Raw genomic sequence first — 16,270 nt, forward strand, 5'->3', positions numbered from 1 at the left:
CATGCGCATGACCGAGATCACCTTTGCAGAGGCCACGCCGGTGGACGGCTACGGCCCCGGCTTTTTCCGCGTGGCCGGGCAGGTGATCGAAGGCGCGGTGCTGGTGACCGCGGCGTCGGCGCGCGGGTGGCGGGGCTTTGACGACCCCGCACCGCTCCTGGCGTTGGCGGGCGAGGTGGACGTGGTGTTCATCGGCACCGGGGCCGAGACGGCGCACGCCCCCGCCGACCTGCGCGACCGGCTGCACGAGGCCGGGCTGGGGGTCGAGGCGATGAATTCGCCCGCCGCCTGCCGCACCTACAACGTGCTCCTGTCCGAGGGTCGCCGGGTGGCGCTTGCGGCGCTACCGGTGTGACATCGCGCGCAGGCTTTGGCGCTTTCCGCGCCTGCGGCTTTCGGCTAGGCAGAGCGCATGGTGTTACGTGTCACGGATATGGGCGTCGCCCGCGGCGGAGTGCCGGTGCTGGAAGGGGTGAGCCTCGCGCTCGGCCCCGGTGAGGCGCTGGTCCTGCGCGGACCCAACGGCATCGGCAAGACCACCCTCCTGCGCACGGTGGCGGGGCTTCAGCCCGCCCTTGGCGGCGAGGTCGAGGCCGCGCCCGAGAGCCTCGTCTATGCCGGGCACGCCGACGGGATAAAGGCGGCGCTCACCGTGGTGGAGAACCTGCACTTCTGGGCGCAGGTCTTTGGTACAAAGGACATTTCCCGGGCGCTGGAGACGTTTCGCCTTGGTCCACTGGCGAACCGGCAGGCCGGCGCGCTGTCGGCTGGGCAAAAGCGGCGGTTGGGCCTTGCGCGGCTGTTGGTCACCGGGCGGTCCGTCTGGCTCCTGGACGAGCCGACCGTGTCGCTCGACACGGACGCGGTTGCGATGTTCGCGGGCGCGGTGCGTGCCCATCTCGCCGCGGGCGGTGCGGCGCTCATCGCCACGCATATCGACCTGCGGCTGTCGGAGGCGCGCATCCTCGATCTCGCACCCTATCGTGCCGCGCCGCTGGCGGTGGAGGATTTCGACGGGGTGTTCCTGTGATCGCGCTTCTCACTCGCGACATGCGGCTCGCGGTGCGCGCTGGCGGCGGCTTTGGCCTCGGGCTGGCGTTCTTTCTGATCGTCGTGGTGCTGGTGCCCTTCGGCGTCGGACCACAGAGCGCCCTTCTGTCGCGGATCGCGCCGGGAATGCTGTGGCTGGGCGCGCTGCTTGCCTGCCTGCTGTCGCTCGACCGCATCTTTGCCCTCGATCACGAAGATGGCAGCCTCGATCTGCTGGCCACCTCGCCCCTGCCGATGGAGGGGATCGTGGTGGTCAAGGCTTTCGCGCACTGGCTCACCACCGGCCTGCCCCTGGTGCTGGCCGCGCCCCTGCTGGGCGTGCTGCTCAATCTGCCGGGGCCGGGCTTTGGCTGGCTGGTGCTGTCGCTGGTGCTGGGCACCCCCGCGCTCAGCGTGATCGGCACCTTTGGCGCGGCGCTCACCGTGGGGCTGAAACGCGGCGGATTGCTCCTCAGCCTGCTTGTGTTGCCGCTCTACGTGCCCACATTGATATTCGGTGCCGAGGTGGCGCGGCGCGGGGCCGAGGGGCTCGCCGTGACCACGCCGCTGGCGCTTCTGGCGGGGATCACCTGCGGGACGATCGCGCTTTTGCCTTTCGCCTCCGCTGCGGTATTGAAGGTCAACCTGCGATGACGGACGGATACAGCCCATGAATCTGAATGCCCTTTGGGAATACGCCAATCCGAAGAAGTTCATCGAGACCACCGACCGCGTCCTGCCTTTCGTGGCGTGGTCGGCGGCGCTCCTGCTGGCGGCGGGGTTGGTCTGGGGCTTCTTCTTCACACCCGAGGATTACCGGCAGGGCTCGACGGTCAAGATCATCTACCTGCATGTTCCCGCTGCGCTGATGGCGATCAACGCGTGGCTGATGATGCTGGTCACGTCGCTAATCTGGATCGTGCGCCGCCACCATGTGAGCGCGCTCGCCGCGCGCGCCGCCGCTCCGGTGGGCATGGTGATGACGCTCATCGCGCTCGCGACCGGCGCGCTCTGGGGACAGCCGATGTGGGGCACGTGGTGGGCATGGGACCCGCGGCTCACGAGTTTTTTGATCCTGTTCCTGTTCTATCTGGGGTATATCGCGCTGTGGGAGGCGATCGAGAACGACGACACCGCTGCGGACCTCACCTCGATCCTGTGCCTTGTCGGTTCTGTCTTCGCGCTCTTGAGTCGCTATGCGGTGAATTTCTGGAATCAGGGTCTGCACCAAGGTGCGTCGCTCAGCCTCGACAAGGAGGAGAACGTGGCCGACGTGTTCTGGTATCCGCTGCTGGTGACGATGGCGGGCTTTGTGCTTCTGTTTGTCGCGCTTGTGCTGGTGCGCACGCGCACCGAGATCAGGGCAAGGCGGACGCGCGCGCTCGAGGCACGTGAAAGGATGCAGGCATGATCCCCGAACTGGGCAAATACGCGGGTGCAGTGTTGTCGTCTTACGGGGTGTCGCTGGCACTTCTGGCCGTGATCGTCTGGACCAGCCTGCGGCGCTCGGCACGCGTCAAGCGGGCTTTGGAAGAAATAGAGAAGCGGAGAAGAACCGATGGCTAGGCTTTCGCCCCTCATGGTTGCGCCGCTGGTTGTGTTTGCTGCCTTCGCGGGGCTGGCGTTCATCGGACTTTATCGCGAGAATCCCGATGCACTCCCCTCGGCGCTGGCGGGCCAGCAGGCCCCGGCGGTTGAGACCACTCCGCTCGGCAACAAGCCGGGCTTTGGGGACGCCGACCTGCGCGCGGGCGAGGTCAGCCTCGTCAACTACTGGGCAAGCTGGTGCGCGCCCTGCCGGGTGGAGCACCCAAACCTGATGCAGCTCGCCGCCGATGGTATCCCCGTCTACGGCGTCAACTACAAGGACAAGCCCGGCAACGCGCTGGGCTTCCTCGAAGAGCTGGGCGACCCCTATACCGGTATCGGCGCGGACGCGTCCGGTCGCATGGCGCTCGAGTGGGGAGTCTACGGCGTGCCCGAGACCTACGTGATCGACGGGCAGGGCGAGATCGTGCAGCGCTTTGCCGGGCCGATCACCGACCGGGTACTGGAGAATACCATCCGCCCGGCGATCGAGGCGGCGCGCGAGCGCTAGCGCCGCCTCAGGGTCTTTCGTGAAGTTTTGGTGACAGCAAGCCGTGGGCCTTGCCACATCTCCTATATTTTGCATATTCGTGAAATATGGAAAAAGAAGTTGCCACCCGCCTTTCCACGCTCGGACATCCGCAACGGCTCGTTCTTTTCCGGCTGCTCATGCGGCGCTATCCTGATCGCGTGTCGGCGGGCGAGTTGGCCGACGCACTCGCGCTCAAGCCCTCGACCCTCTCGGCCTACCTGAATGCGCTGCTGCGCGCCGGGCTGGTCACCCAAGAGCGTCACGCCACTTCCCTCAGATATTCCATCAACATGACCGAGGTGCGCCGCACCTTCGATTACCTGCTCAACGACTGCTGCCGCGGGCGATCCGATATCTGCGTCCCCGCCTCCACCCGTAAAGGAATCCCGGACATGGCCGACAGGAAATACAACGCGCTCTTCATCTGCGTGGGCAACTCTGCCCGCTCGATCTTTGCCGAAACCATCCTGCGCGAGATCGCGGGCGACCGGTTCAACGCCTATTCCGCTGGAACTCGGCCCTTTTCCGAACTCAATCCTTTCGCGCTGGAAGTGCTGAAATCCAAGGGGCACGACATCTCTGACCTGCGCGCCAAGAACATAACAGAATTCACGGGGCCGAACGCCCCGGTGATGGACTTCGTCTTTACCGTTTGCGACCGGGCCGCGAACGAGGAGTGCCCGGCCTGGGAAGGGCAACCCGTCACCGCCCATTGGGGCACACCTGACCCGGTCAGGGCCGAGGGCACCGAGGCGGAGAAAGCGCTCGCCTTCCAGCACGCCTATGGCGCGCTGCGCAATCGGATCATGATCTTCGCGGCGCTGCCTTTCGACTCGCTGGACAAGGTGAGCCTTCAGGCCCGGGTGGACGACATCGGGCGCAAGGCGGACGAGGCCGAAGCATGACCGTCTACGCCATCAACGGGTTGGGCCGGATCGGCAAGCTGATCCTCAAGCCGCTGCTGGCGCGTGGCGCGCAGGTGGCGTGGATCAACGACGCGGTGGGCGATGCGGAGATGCACGCGCACCTTCTGGAGTTCGACACGGTGCACGGGCGGTGGGACGCGGCGTTTTCGCATGATGAGAGCGGCGTCACGATTGATGGTATCCGCCTGCCGTTCATCGGCACGCGCGACCTTGGCGCCCTGCCGCTCGACGGTGTCGACGTGGTGATCGACTGCACCGGCGTCTACAAGACCGAGGCGAAACTGGCCCCTTACTTCGAGGCAGGCGTTAAAAAACTCGTCGTCTCTGCCCCGGTCAAGGACGGGGACGCCGCCAATATCGTCTACGGCGTCAACCACGAGGTCTACGATCCCGCCCGCCACCCCATCGTCACGGCGGCAAGCTGCACCACCAATTGCCTCGCGCCCGTCGTCAAGGTGCTGCACGAGGCCATCGGCATCAAGCACGGCTCGATCACCACGATCCACGACGTGACCAACACGCAGACCATCGTCGATCGCCCCGCCAAGGATCTGCGCCGCGCGCGCTCCGCGCTCAATTCACTGATCCCCACCACCACGGGCAGCGCCACGGCGATCACGCTGATCTACCCGGAACTCAAGGGCCGTCTCAACGGCCACGCCGTGCGCGTGCCGCTGCTCAATGCCTCGATCACCGATTGCGTGTTCGAGATGGAGCGGGAGACCTCTGCGGAGGAGGTGAACGCCCTGTTCAAATACGCCGCTGAGGGGCCGCTCGCGGGGATTCTCGGCTATGAGACGCGACCCTTGGTCAGTGCCGACTACACAAACGACACCCGCTCCGGCATCGTCGATGCGCCCTCCACCATGGTGGTAAACGGCACGCAGGTGAAGGTGTATGTCTGGTATGACAACGAGATGGGTTATGCGCATCGGCTGGTCGATGTGGCGCGCATGGTGGGAGCATCATTGTGAGCCCACGCCTCGAGGGCCTTTCGGCCTATATCGCCGTCACGGCGGCCTATTGGGCCTTCATGCTGACCGATGGCGCGCTGCGGATGCTGGTGCTGCTGCACTTTCACACGCTCGGGTTCAGTCCGGTGCAGCTGGCTTACCTGTTTGTCCTCTACGAGATCGCGGGGATGGTGACGAACCTGTCGGCAGGCTGGATTGCGGCACGGTTCGGCCTCACCTCGACGCTCTACGCGGGGCTGGGATTGCAGGTGCTGGCACTCATCGCGCTGGCGCAGCTCGATCCGGGCTGGACCGCCGCGCTTTCGGTGGCCTACGTGATGGTGGTGCAAGGAGCGAGCGGAGTGGCCAAGGACCTGGCCAAGATGTCCTCGAAATCCGCCGTCAAGCTGCTCGCACCAGCGCAAGACGGCGGGCTCTTCCGCTGGGTCGCGACGCTGACGGGATCGAAAAACGCGGTTAAGGGGCTGGGCTTTCTGCTGGGTGCGGCGCTGTTGGCCGGGATCGGTTTCAACGGCGCGGTCTGGGCGATGGCGGGGGTGCTGGCACTGATCCTCGTGGCCGTGGCGCTCGCCATGCCGCCGGGCCTCCCCACGGGGCGCAAGGGCGCGAAATTCTCCGAGGTGTTCTCGAAATCCGCCAACGTCAACTGGCTGAGCGTAGCGCGCGTGTTCCTCTTCGGTGCGCGCGACGTGTGGTTCGTAGTGGGCATCCCCGTCTATTTCTACGGCGTGCTGTCGGACGGCTCCGACGCCGGGAACCGCGCGGCGTTCTTCATGATCGGCAGCTTCATGGCGGGGTGGATCATCCTCTACGGCGCGGTGCAGGCGGGCGCACCAAGCCTGATGCGCGCGGGCATCCGGCCCGAGGGCGACATGATCCGCGCCGCGCGGGGTTGGGCTTTGGCCTTGTTCACGGTGCCGGTGGCGCTGACCGTTGCGGCGCTGCTGGCGGGTGGGCCGCAGACATGGCTCACGATCACGCTGGTGGCGGGGCTGCTGGCGTTCGGCGCGGTCTTTGCCGTGAATTCCGCGCTCCATTCCTACCTGATCCTCGCCTTCAGCCGGGCGGAACGGGTGACGATGGATGTGGGATTCTACTACATGGCCAACGCCGGTGGGCGTCTCTTGGGCACGGTACTCTCGGGGCTGACCTACCAGGCGGGCGGGTTGCCACTGATGCTGGGAACGGCCAGCGCGATGATCGCTGTCTCGGCGTTCGCGGCGGGGCGGTTGCGCGCCGGGTGAGGCCCCGGCGCGCGTAGGTTCAGGCCACCATCTTCGCCACTACCTCGCCGAAGGACGAGGGCGTAGGTACAATGGTCACGCCGGCATCGCCGAGGATTTCCACCTTTTCCTGCGCCGATTCGCCAAACGCCGACACGATGGCGCCGGCATGGCCCATGCGCCGCCCCTTGGGCGCCGAGAGACCGGCAATGTAGGCCGCAACCGGCTTGGTCATGTGGTCGCGGATATAGGCGGCGGCCTCGGCCTCCTGCGGTCCGCCGATCTCGCCCACCATCACCACGGCGTCGGTCTCGGGGTCGTTCTCGAACAACTCCAGGATATCGCGGAAGCTTGATCCGTTGATCGGGTCACCGCCGATGCCGACCGAGGTCGAGACGCCGATACCGTGCTCCTTCATCTGGCTCGCGGCCTCGTAGCCGAGCGTGCCTGACCGCCCGACAATACCCACGCGCCCCGGCATGTAGATATGCGGCGGCATGAGCCCGGCAAAGGCCTGCCCGGGCGTGATGATCCCGGCGCAGTTGGGGCCGATCAGGCGCATCCGGCGCTCGGCCTTGTAGCGGCGCATATAGCGTTTCACGCGGATCATGTCGCGCGCCGGGATGCCGTCGGCGATGCAGACGCAGGTCTTGATCCCCGCATCCGCCGCCTCCATGATCGCGTCGGCGGCGAACGGGGGCGGCACGAAGCAGATCACCAGATCCGCGCCGGTCTCGGCCACGGCGCCCTTGACTGTGTTGAAAACCGGCAGGCCGTCATGCTTGGTCCCGCCCTTGCCCGGGGTCACGCCGCCCACGACGTTGGTGCCGTGCTTGATCATGTCGGCGGCGTGAAAGCTGCCGATGCGGCCGGTCAGGCCGGTGACGAGCACGCGGCTGGATGTGTCGATGAGAATGGCCATCAGGCGGCTCCCTTTTCCGATTTGTGGGCAGCAGACCACGCCGCCACCACCTTTTCCGCGGCGTCGGCGAGGCTCTCGGCGGTCTGGATGGGCAAGCCGCTCTCGGCGATGAGGCGGCGGCCCTCCTCGACATTGGTGCCCGACAGCCGCACCACCAGCGGCATGGTCAGCTCCAGCTCGCGCACCGCGCGGATAACCCCCTCGGCGATCCAGTCGCAGCGGTTGATACCCGCAAAGATGTTGACGAGGATCGCCTCGACATTGGGATCGTTCAGCACCGCCTGGAACGACATGAGCACGCGCTCGGGGCTTGCCCCACCGCCCACGTCGAGAAAGTTGGCGGGCTCTCCCCCGGCCATCTTGATCATGTCGAGTGTCGCCATGGCGAGACCCGCGCCGTTGACGATGCAGCCGATCTCGCCGTCGAGTCCGATATAGTTCAGCCCGCGATCCGAGGCGAAGGTCTCGCGCGAATCCTCCTGGCTCTTGTCGCGCAGCTCCGAGATTTCGGGGCGGCGGAAAAGGGCGTTGTCGTCAAAGCTCACCTTGGCGTCCAGCGCCACGATCTCGCCCGCGCCGGTGACGACCAGCGGGTTGATCTCTACCATGTTGGCGTCGGTTTCTTCCATCATGCGGTAACAGCCGATGATGGTCTTGACCGCCTGCGGGATGAGCGGCGGGTCGAGGTCGAGCGAAAACGCGATCTCGCGCGCCTGGAACGCCTGCATTCCCACCGCCGGATCGACCACCGAGCGGATGATCGACTCGGGCTCCTCAGCCGAGATTTCCTCGATCTCCATGCCGCCCTGCGCCGATGCCACGACGACCACGCGCTCTTCCTTGCGGTCCATCACGAAGGCGAGATAGATTTCCTGCGCGATATCGGTGGCTTCCTCGACATAGAGGCGGCTCACCAGCTTGCCTTGCGGGCCGGTCTGGTGCGTGACCAGCATCCGGCCCAGCATCCAGCTTGCCGCTTCGCTGATCTCTTTCTCCGACTCGCAGATGCGCACGCCGCCCGCCTTGCCGCGGGCACCGGAATGGATTTGCGCCTTGACCACCCACTTGTCGCCCGACAGTTCCGAGGCGCGGTAGACGGCCTGTTCGGGGCTGTAGGCGATGCCGCCCCGCGGCACCTGCACGCCAAAGCGCCTCAGCAGGTCCTTGGCCTGGAATTCGTGGATATCCATTTGATTTCCTCCCTTATCCCTTGGCGGCGATGGCGTCGGCCACGCTCAGCACATTGTTGGCCATCCGCTCTGATGCCGCGTCGATCATCTTGCCGTCGAGGCTCGCGGCGCCGCGACCTTCTGCCTCGGCCTTACGCAACTCCTCGATGATGCGGCGCGCCCGCGTCACCTCTGCCTCGGGGGGCGAGAACACCTCGTTTGCCAGCGCGATCTGGCTGGGGTGGATGGCCCATTTGCCCTCGATCCCCAGCGCGGCGGCGCGTTTTGCCGACAGGGTATAGCCATCCGGGTCGGAGAAATCGCCGAACGGCCCGTCGATGGCGCGCAGCCCGTAGGCACGGCAGGCCACGGTCATGCGGCTCAGCGCGAAATGCCACTGGTCGCCCGGGTAATCGGGGTTGAGCCCGCCGATCACCACGGTGCGCGCGCGGTTCGAGGCGGCATAGTCGGCGACGCCGAAATGCAGCGCCTCAAGTCGTCCGGGGGCCGCGGCGATGGCCTCGACATTGGCCATGCCGAGGGCGGTCTCGATCAGTGCCTCGAGGCCGATCTGGTGGCTGAAGCCCATCGCCTCCTCGATCTGGCTCACCATCGTCTCGACCGTGTAGAGATCCGCAGGCACGCCCACCTTGGGCACCAGGATCGTGTCGAGATGCTGACCCGCCTGTTCCACAATCTCGACCACGTCGCGATACATGTAATGCGTGTCGAGCCCGTTGATGCGGATCGAGACGGTCTTGCCCCTGGCTTTCCAGTCGATGTCGTTGAGCGCCTGGATGATGTTGGCGCGGGCCTGCACCTTGTCGGGGGGGGCGACGGCATCCTCGAGATCGAAGAAGATGTAATCGACCTCCGAGTCCGCGGCCTTCTCGATCATCGAGGGGTTGGAGCCGGGCACGGCCAGTTCCGAGCGTTGCAGGCGCTGCTTCTTGAGTGGGTGAAGGGTGTAGCTCATGTCATCTGTCCTTTCAGGCGGCGCGCGCGGCGCTGCGGGTCTGTACTGGCGGGGCCGTCATGCGAAACACCTCTTGCGCGGCGGCGACGCCCTGGCCGGGGCTGATGGCCGCCCCCGCGTCGCGCAGCGCCATTTCCGCTGCCGACAGCGCGCCGCACAGCATCACCGGGTTGAGTGAGCCGAGATGGCCGATGCGGAAGGCACGACCGGCAAGCTTGGCGAGGCCCGAGCCGAGCGAGGTCTGATACTTGTGATAGGCGGTCTCGATCACCTGGCGTGCGTCGATGCCCTCGGGGGCGTAGATCGCGGACACGGTGTCGGAATGCCATTCTGGCGCGTCGGCCACAAGGCGGCAGCCTTGCCATTCGGCTACGGCGGCGCGCACGCCCGAGGCGAGGCGATGATGCCGCTCCCAGACCGATTCGAGCCCGGCCCCGAGCAGCATGTCGAGCGACACGCGCAGGCCGCGCAGGAGCTGCGTCGGGGGCGTGTACGGGAAATAGCCGGTGTCATTCAGCCGGATCATGTCCGAAAAGCTGAAATAGCAGCGCGGCATTTTGGCGCGCTCATGGGCGACGAGAGCCTTTTCGCTGACCGCGAGCAGGCCGAGGCCGGCGGGCAGCATAAAACCCTTCTGCGAGCCCGCGACGGCAAGATCGACGCCCCAAGCCTCCATCTCGAACTCGATAGAGCCGATGGAACTCACCCCGTCCACGAACAAAAGCGCCGGGTGCCCGGCGGCGTCGAGCGCGGTGCGGATGGCGGCGACGTTGGACGTCACGCCGGTGGCTGTCTCGTTATGGGTGGCAAAGACGGCCTTGATCTCATGCGCCTTGTCGGCGGCGAGGCGCGCGGCGTAATCCTCCACGGGCACGCCCTTGCCCCACTCCACGTCGATCACCTCGACGTCGAGGCCGAGCCGCTCGACCATATCCACCCAAAGCATTGAAAACTGGCCGAAACGCGACATCAGCACGCGGTCGCCACTGTTCAGCGTGTTGGTGATTGCGGCCTCCCACGCGCCCGTGCCCGAGCCGGGAAAGACGAAGACGCGACCGGTGTCGGTGCGAAACACCTTTTTCAGGTCAGCGAGCAGCGGCAGGATGAAATCGCCGAAATCGGGCGCGCGCATGTCCTCCATGGGCAGGTTCATCGCGCGGCGCACTTCCTCGGGGACGTTGGTGGGGCCGGGGATGAATAGATGGGTGTTGCCGTTCATTTGGTCCTCCTCTCAGGTTGGCCCCTTGTCGCCGGCCGCGCGCTGCCCGGGAACGCCCGCGCGCATGGAAAGCGCGGCCAAGAGGGGGGCGTTTCGCTCCGCCGGGTAGGGCGCCCCTACCCGGCGCCGCAGGGGCGGCATACGTCTGTATGCAAAAAAATCGTTTGATTTCATGCATTTCCTTTGTCTTTGATGGCGGATCAGGAGGAGGAGGCCATGCGCGACATGGTGGATGCGACCGCTCAGGACGCGGAACATGGTTTGCCCGAGGTAATCGTGGCGGACAGGCACCTTATTGTCTGTCAGGGGCTGGGCTCGCTCGTGGCGCAGATGGCGCAGGTGCAGCTCGGGCCGTTCGCCACCGATCAGGCGAGCCTGCGCAAGGCACTGGCGGCGCGACGCGGTCCCTGCATCGTGATCCTCGGCGTGCGGCTCGCCGACGCCGATCTCGGCCGTGTGCTCGAGATGCTGCGGCGCGATCACGCCTCGGTGCTCGTGGTGGTGGTGGTCGAGGAGAGCGAATTCGCCTTCATCCGCACGGCGGTCAAGGCGGGTGCCAACTCGGTCTGCCTGATGGGGCAGGTCCTGACCACTCTGCCCAAGGTACTCGGGCGGCTGGTGGAGGGGCATTGCATCCTGCCGGTGGACGTGATGCGCCGCCTGACCGGCGAACGGGCCGAGACCCTGTCGCGCCGCGAGCACGAGATACTTGGCCTGCTCACCGACGGGCTCACGAATTTCCAGATAAGCGCGCGGCTCGGTCTGTCCGAGAACACGGTGAAATATTACCTCAAGGCGATCTACCAGAAGCTCGAGGTCAATTCCCGTGGCGGCGCCATCGCGAAATACGTGGCCGGGCACTACTGACGGGGCGGCGTGCGTCCGGGCAGGTCATGGCCTGGAGCTGCCATTCAGGTTTTGGTGCCAAGGCGCGGCTCCTCAAGCGTTGTGCTGGACGTCCCTTCCAGGCCGCCCCGTTCACCGCACTGCCTCGATCGGTCCCTCGGCGCGCCCGTGGATGAACTGGTCAAGATAGGGATCGCCCGACGTGTCCATTTCCCCCACCGGCCCGGTCCATTGGATCACCCCGTCATGCAGCATTGCCACGTTGTCGGCGATGGCGCGCACGCTCGTCATGTCGTGGGTGATGGTCATGGCCGTCGCGCCCATCTCTACCACGATCTCGCGGATCAACTCGTTGATGACGCCTGACATGATCGGGTCGAGACCCGTTGTCGGCTCGTCGAAGAAGATGATTTCCGGTTCCGCGGCGATGGCCCGTGCGAGGCCCACGCGTTTCTGCATGCCGCCCGACAATTCTGCCGGGAAGTTATCCGCCACATCCGGTTTCAGCCCCACGCGGCGCAGCTTCTCGATGGCGATCTCGCGCGCTTCGGCCTTCGGCCGCTTGAGCGAGCCGCGCAGCAGGCGAAAGGCCACGTTCTGCCACACCGGCAGCGAATCGAACAGCGCGCCGCCCTGGAACAGCATCCCGAACCGCGCAAGAAAGGCGTCGCGGTCACCCTTGGTCACGTCGCGCCCGTCGAGCGTGATCTCGCCGCTGTCGGGCCGGATCAGCCCGAGGATGCACTTGAGCGCCACCGACTTGCCGGTGCCCGAGCCTCCGATGACGACCATCGACGTGCCGGACGGGATCGTCAGGTTCACCCCGCGCAGCACGCGGTTCTCGCCAAAGGCCTTGTGAACGTCCGTAAGCTCGATCATGCGGAAAAGAATACCTCGGTCAGCACGTAATTGGCGGCGAGGATCAGCACCGACGACGCCACCACCGCCGATTTCGTGGCGCGGCCCACGCCCTGCGCGCCGCGGCCCGAATTCATCCCGTGATAGCACCCCATCAGCGCCACGATGAAGCCGAACACCGCCCCTTTGATGAGGCCCGAGACCACGTCCCATGTCTCGAGAAAGTCGATGGTGGTCTTGAGATAGGTGCCCGCCCCGAAATCGAGCCGCCCGACGCCCACCATGAACCCGCCCATGATGCCGATGGCGTCGCCCACTGCCACCAGCAGCGGCAGCGCCAGCGTGGCGGCCAGCACGCGGGGCAGGGTGAGGTATTTCATCGGGTTCGTGGACAGCGTGGTCAGCGCGTCGATCTGCTCGGTCACCTTCATCGTGCCGATTTCGGCCGCGATGCTTGAGGCCACCCTCGCGGCCACCATCAGCCCGCCCAGCACCGGGCCAAGCTCGCGCGTGAGGCCGATGGCCACGATCGAGGGCACCACCGTCTCGGCGTTGAAGCGCGCGCCGCCGGCGTAAATCTGCAAGGCCAGCGCGCCCCCGGTAAAGAGCGCCGTCATGCCCACCACGGGCAGCGACAGCCAGCCGATCTGCACCAGCGCATGGCCGAACTCGCGCCAGTAGAAGGGCGGACGCGCGAGGTGGCTCACCGCGTCGGTGGCATAGAGCGTCACCCGCCCGACCCCGGCCAGCGCGGTGATCACCGCCCGCCCGATGGCCGCGAGGAGGCGTGCGAGCGCACTCACGCGCCGACAAGGCGCCGCGTGTAGCGCCCCCCCAGCGAGGTCAGGATTTCATAGCTGATGGTGCTCGCGTTGTCGGCCAGTACGTCGATGCCCTGCTCGGGACCGAGCAGCCGCAGGCTCGACGGATCGTGGCCCAGGTCGGTGATGTCCACCCCGATCAGGTCCATCGAGATACGGCCTGCAATGGGGCAGGGCGTCTCCTCGGCATAAAGGGACGTGCGCGGCCCCATGCCCCGCAGGATTCCATCGGCATAGCCCGCCGATACGGTGGCGATCCGGGTGGGGCGGGCGGCCACGAAATCGTTGCCATAGCCCACCGTCTCGCCTGCCTCCAGGTCGCGGCACTGGATGACGGGGAGGTCAAGCGTGACCACCGGCCGCGCGTCCGTGAAAGGCGCGCCGCCATAAAGCCCGATCCCTGGACGCGCGAGGTCGAAATGGTAATCGGGGTGCATCAGGATGCCGCCGGTATTGGCGAGGCTGCGCGGGATATCCAACCCCTCGGTCATCTCGCGGAAGGCGCGCAACTGCTGCGCGTTCATCGCGTGATCCGCCTCGTCGGCACAGGCAAGGTGGCTCATGATGAGCTGTAGCCCCTGCGTCAGCGCGATCTCGCGCACCGCCTGCCACTCGGCGGGCTCCATCCCCAGCCGGTTCATGCCACTGTCGAGCTGGATGCCAAAGGCGCGGCCGGGAAGCGCCTCGGCGTGGCGGATCATCTGGTCGACCGAGTTGATCATCGGCACGAGGCCGCAGTCCGCGATCATGTCGGCATCGCCGGGCATGTGGCCCGAGAATACGTGGATCGCCGCCTCCGGCCCCACCACGTCACGCAGCGCGGCCCCCTCCTCGGCGATGGCCACGAAGAAGCTGCGCACGCCCTCGCGCACCAGCCTGCGGGCGACGCGCGCCGCCCCGAGCCCATATCCATCGGCCTTGACCACCGCTGCCGTCTCACCCGTGTTGGCGGCGTCGAGCGCGCGCCAGTTGGCGGCGATGGCGTCGAGGTCGATCGTGAGGGTGGCGGTGCTCATGACATGGGTTTTGACAGTCAGGACGGGGGCGTCAAGGGGAAAGCAGGCCCCGCGCTTACCGGCGCGAGCCATGAGCGCCGCGCCGCCCGCGACCGCGTCAGAACCAGCTCTGGACGCCGCGCGCGGCGCCGGAGATGTCGCGCCCGATGCCATCGACGGTGGCACACCCGGCCAGCCCGGCGATGAGGGCGAGGGCTATCAGTTTGCGCATGTGTCTGCCTGTGCTTGGTTGCTCTGCTCGTGTGACGGCGTTGCCTTATGGCTCTTCGCTCTTCTTGTCCCACCAGACCGTCGGCAGGAAATGAATTCCGTCACCGTAGATCGGCAGGTTATCCACAGGATAGGTCAAATCTGCCCTGTGGGCAATACGGCCCACCGCATAGCGGTGGATGGGGATGACATAGCGCCCGGTCGTCAGCACCCGGTCGAGCGCGCGGGTGGCGGCGATAAAGCCTTCGCGATCGGGTGCAGCGAGCATGGCGTCGATCATCGCCTCGGCCGCCTCCGAGCGCATGCCCATGAGGTTGCGGCTGCCGGGCTCGTCGGCATGATCGCCCCCCCAGTAGAATCGCTGCTCGTTACCCGGGCTCAGCGACAGTGACCGGCGCATCATCGTCAGGTCGAAATCGAACTGCGCCGCGCGCTCGGAATATTGCGCCTTGTCCACCGTCTCGATGGTGAGCGCGATGCCCAACCGCGCCAGCGCGCGGGTGTATATGTCCATCATCGCGCCCGCCTGCGCGATCAGCCCGTCCTGTTGCAGCAGGACGGTCAGTTCCAGCGGGCGGCCCGCGTCGTTCACCAGCCGGCCCTCTTGCACCTGCCAGCCCGCCTGACCCAGCAGACGCATCGCCCGGCGCAGCCCGGCGCGGTTGCGCGCCGTGCCGTCGCTCACCGGCAGGTCGTAGCCGTCGAGCGCGCCGGGCAGCAGCGTGTCCCCGAAGGGCAGGAGCAGCTCTCGCACGCGACCCTCGGCCGGGCCGGGCCGCATGGCCAGTTCGGAGCCCGAGAAATACGAGGTAATGCGCGGTTGCCGCCCGCCGGTGAGCGTGTCGTTGATATGCTCGAAGTTGAACGCGGTGATGAGCGCCTCGCGCACCCGCCAGTCATCGAGCGGTGCGCGCCGGGTGTTCATCACGAAGCCGGTCATCCCTGAGGGCTGCTCGTGGGGGATTTCCGACAGCACGATCTCGCCGCGCTCCACGGCGGGAAAGTCATATTGATTGGCCCATGCCTCGGCGTTGAACTCGCGCACATAGCTCAGCAGCCCGCCCTTGAACGCCTCCTTGAGCACCGTGTCGTCGCCGTAGAACTCGATCCTGATCTCGTCGAAATTATGCGTGCCGCGGCGATAGGGCAGGTCGCGGCCCCAGTAATCGGGATTGCGCCTCAGCGACACAAAGCGGCCCGGCTCGTAGTCGGCGACGACATAGGGTCCGCTGCCGAGGGGCACGTCGTTGAGCCCGCCTTCGGCGATGTCGCGTCCCTCCCATTGTGCCTTTTGCAGGATCGGGCGCATCCCGGCCAGCAGCGCCAGTTCGCGATCGGCTTCGTTGAAGGTGATGCGCACCTTGCGCGCGCCGGTCGCCTCGATGGAGGCGACCTTCTGCCAGAAGCTGCGATAGCGGGCGTGACCGCGTGTGCCCAGCGCCTCGAAGGACCAGATCACGTCCTCGACCGTCACCGGCGCGCCGTCGGAGAATCGGGCCTCGGGCCGCAGGGTGAATTCCACCCAGGATCGGGCCGCATCGGTCTCGACCGATTCGGCCAGCAGGCCGTACAGCGTGAAAGGTTCGTCATACGAGCGGCCCATCAGCGTTTCGTGCGTGAGATGCGCGATCTGCCACGGCGCGGTGCCGCGAATGATAAAGGGATTGAGCGAATCGAAGCTCCCGACATTGCCAGTGACGATGCGCCCGCCCTTGGGCGCATCCGGGTTGGCATAGGGCAGGGACACAAAATCAGGTGGCAGGGCGGGGGTGCCATACATAGCTATGCCATGCGCGGGCTCAGCACTTGTCGGCGGGGCCGCCAGCGCGACCACGAGCGCCGCCAGCGCGCCGCGCAATATGGAGAAAAAATCCGGTATCATTTTGGCGACAATTCCTGCTCTGCCTTGTTTTCTTGACGCCAAGCCTAAGACCGGATTCACGTCTTTTCAAACTTTTAGCT

At 66.3% G+C, this 16,270-nt stretch carries 19 protein-coding genes; 10 read left to right on the top strand and 9 right to left on the bottom strand.

The annotated features are described in order from the left end of the window. The first annotated feature begins 1 nt into the window (after position 1). From AC13D8_RS16540 to arsJ, 9 genes are all read left to right on the top strand, one after another. Entirely contained in the window at positions 2–355 is a 354-nt protein-coding gene (locus AC13D8_RS16540) for an Mth938-like domain-containing protein (protein WP_104017052.1), read from the top strand. Between the two features lie 57 nt (positions 356–412). Next, positions 413–1,030 (top strand): heme ABC exporter ATP-binding protein CcmA, encoded by a 618-nt coding sequence (ccmA, locus tag AC13D8_RS16545; RefSeq protein WP_482969745.1) that lies wholly within the window; start codon positions 413–415, stop codon positions 1,028–1,030. Continuing rightward, positions 1,027–1,683: a heme exporter protein CcmB gene (gene ccmB / locus AC13D8_RS16550; protein WP_482969746.1), complete on the top strand. Its 657-nt coding sequence runs from the start codon at positions 1,027–1,029 to the stop codon at positions 1,681–1,683. The genes ccmA and ccmB overlap by 4 nt, the downstream gene beginning before the upstream one ends. Positions 1,684–1,699: 16 nt before the next feature. Then, a complete protein-coding gene (locus AC13D8_RS16555) occupies positions 1,700–2,440 on the top strand; it encodes a heme ABC transporter permease (RefSeq protein WP_482969747.1) in 741 nt (246 codons plus the stop codon). Then, a complete protein-coding gene (ccmD, locus tag AC13D8_RS16560; RefSeq protein WP_129432052.1) occupies positions 2,437–2,595 on the top strand; it encodes a heme exporter protein CcmD in 159 nt (52 codons plus the stop codon). Before AC13D8_RS16555 ends, ccmD begins: the two co-directional genes overlap by 4 nt. Further along, positions 2,588–3,127 carry a DsbE family thiol:disulfide interchange protein gene (locus tag AC13D8_RS16565; RefSeq protein WP_482969748.1) on the top strand — a complete coding sequence of 180 codons (540 nt, stop codon included), beginning with the start codon at positions 2,588–2,590 and terminating at the stop codon, positions 3,125–3,127. Before ccmD ends, AC13D8_RS16565 begins: the two co-directional genes overlap by 8 nt. An 86-nt stretch (positions 3,128–3,213) precedes the next feature. Continuing rightward, positions 3,214–4,053, top strand: a complete 840-nt coding sequence (locus tag AC13D8_RS16570; RefSeq protein ID WP_482969749.1) for an arsenate reductase/protein-tyrosine-phosphatase family protein — start codon at positions 3,214–3,216, stop codon at positions 4,051–4,053. Continuing rightward, positions 4,050–5,048 (top strand): ArsJ-associated glyceraldehyde-3-phosphate dehydrogenase, encoded by a 999-nt coding sequence (locus AC13D8_RS16575; RefSeq protein WP_482969750.1) that lies wholly within the window; start codon positions 4,050–4,052, stop codon positions 5,046–5,048. Before AC13D8_RS16570 ends, AC13D8_RS16575 begins: the two co-directional genes overlap by 4 nt. Then, complete coding sequence (arsJ, locus tag AC13D8_RS16580; protein ID WP_482969751.1) at positions 5,045–6,292, top strand: organoarsenical effux MFS transporter ArsJ; 1,248 nt, start codon at positions 5,045–5,047, stop codon at positions 6,290–6,292. Before AC13D8_RS16575 ends, arsJ begins: the two co-directional genes overlap by 4 nt. 19 nt (positions 6,293–6,311) lie before the next feature. Here the strand turns inward: arsJ and sucD are convergent, their stop codons facing one another. The 4 genes from sucD to AC13D8_RS16600 are packed head-to-tail and all read right to left on the bottom strand — an operon-like array spanning position 6,312 to position 10,557. After that, a complete protein-coding gene (sucD, locus tag AC13D8_RS16585; RefSeq protein ID WP_129432057.1) occupies positions 6,312–7,193 on the bottom strand; it encodes a succinate--CoA ligase subunit alpha in 882 nt (293 codons plus the stop codon). Further along, positions 7,193–8,383, bottom strand: a complete 1,191-nt coding sequence (locus tag AC13D8_RS16590) for a malate--CoA ligase subunit beta (RefSeq protein WP_104017043.1) — start codon at positions 8,381–8,383, stop codon at positions 7,193–7,195. The genes sucD and AC13D8_RS16590 overlap by 1 nt, the downstream gene beginning before the upstream one ends. Positions 8,384–8,396: 13 nt before the next feature. Continuing rightward, the gene (locus AC13D8_RS16595; protein ID WP_482969752.1) at positions 8,397–9,338 is read right to left on the bottom strand and encodes an HpcH/HpaI aldolase/citrate lyase family protein; all 942 of its coding nucleotides are present in this window, start codon (positions 9,336–9,338) and stop codon (positions 8,397–8,399) included. A gap of 13 nt (positions 9,339–9,351) precedes the next feature. Then, a complete protein-coding gene (locus AC13D8_RS16600) occupies positions 9,352–10,557 on the bottom strand; it encodes a pyridoxal-phosphate-dependent aminotransferase family protein (protein WP_482969753.1) in 1,206 nt (401 codons plus the stop codon). A gap of 192 nt (positions 10,558–10,749) precedes the next feature. Between AC13D8_RS16600 and AC13D8_RS16605 the strand changes: the two genes are divergently transcribed. Beyond that, positions 10,750–11,424 (top strand): helix-turn-helix transcriptional regulator, encoded by a 675-nt coding sequence (locus tag AC13D8_RS16605; RefSeq protein WP_482969754.1) that lies wholly within the window; start codon positions 10,750–10,752, stop codon positions 11,422–11,424. A gap of 111 nt (positions 11,425–11,535) precedes the next feature. Here AC13D8_RS16605 and AC13D8_RS16610 read toward each other — a convergent pair whose 3' ends face one another. The 5 genes from AC13D8_RS16610 to AC13D8_RS16630 all read right to left on the bottom strand — a co-directional run bounded on the left by AC13D8_RS16610 (position 11,536) and on the right by AC13D8_RS16630 (position 16,190). Next, the gene (locus AC13D8_RS16610; protein ID WP_129432060.1) at positions 11,536–12,282 is read right to left on the bottom strand and encodes an ABC transporter ATP-binding protein; all 747 of its coding nucleotides are present in this window, start codon (positions 12,280–12,282) and stop codon (positions 11,536–11,538) included. Further along, positions 12,279–13,064, bottom strand: coding sequence for an MlaE family ABC transporter permease (locus AC13D8_RS16615; RefSeq protein WP_482969755.1), 786 nt, complete (start codon positions 13,062–13,064; stop codon positions 12,279–12,281). Before AC13D8_RS16615 ends, AC13D8_RS16610 begins: the two co-directional genes overlap by 4 nt. Then, a complete protein-coding gene (gene alr, locus AC13D8_RS16620; RefSeq protein WP_482969756.1) occupies positions 13,061–14,098 on the bottom strand; it encodes an alanine racemase in 1,038 nt (345 codons plus the stop codon). The genes AC13D8_RS16615 and alr overlap by 4 nt, the downstream gene beginning before the upstream one ends. A 97-nt stretch (positions 14,099–14,195) precedes the next feature. After that, positions 14,196–14,309: an entericidin EcnA/B family protein gene (locus AC13D8_RS16625; RefSeq protein ID WP_104017037.1), complete on the bottom strand. Its 114-nt coding sequence runs from the start codon at positions 14,307–14,309 to the stop codon at positions 14,196–14,198. 45 nt (positions 14,310–14,354) lie between these two features. Then, on the bottom strand, positions 14,355–16,190 hold the full coding sequence (locus tag AC13D8_RS16630; RefSeq protein ID WP_482969757.1) for an extracellular solute-binding protein: 1,836 nt from the start codon (positions 16,188–16,190) through the stop codon (positions 14,355–14,357). Positions 16,191–16,270 lie beyond the last annotated feature (80 nt).

This window comes from Roseovarius sp. B-10, assembly GCF_056859295.1.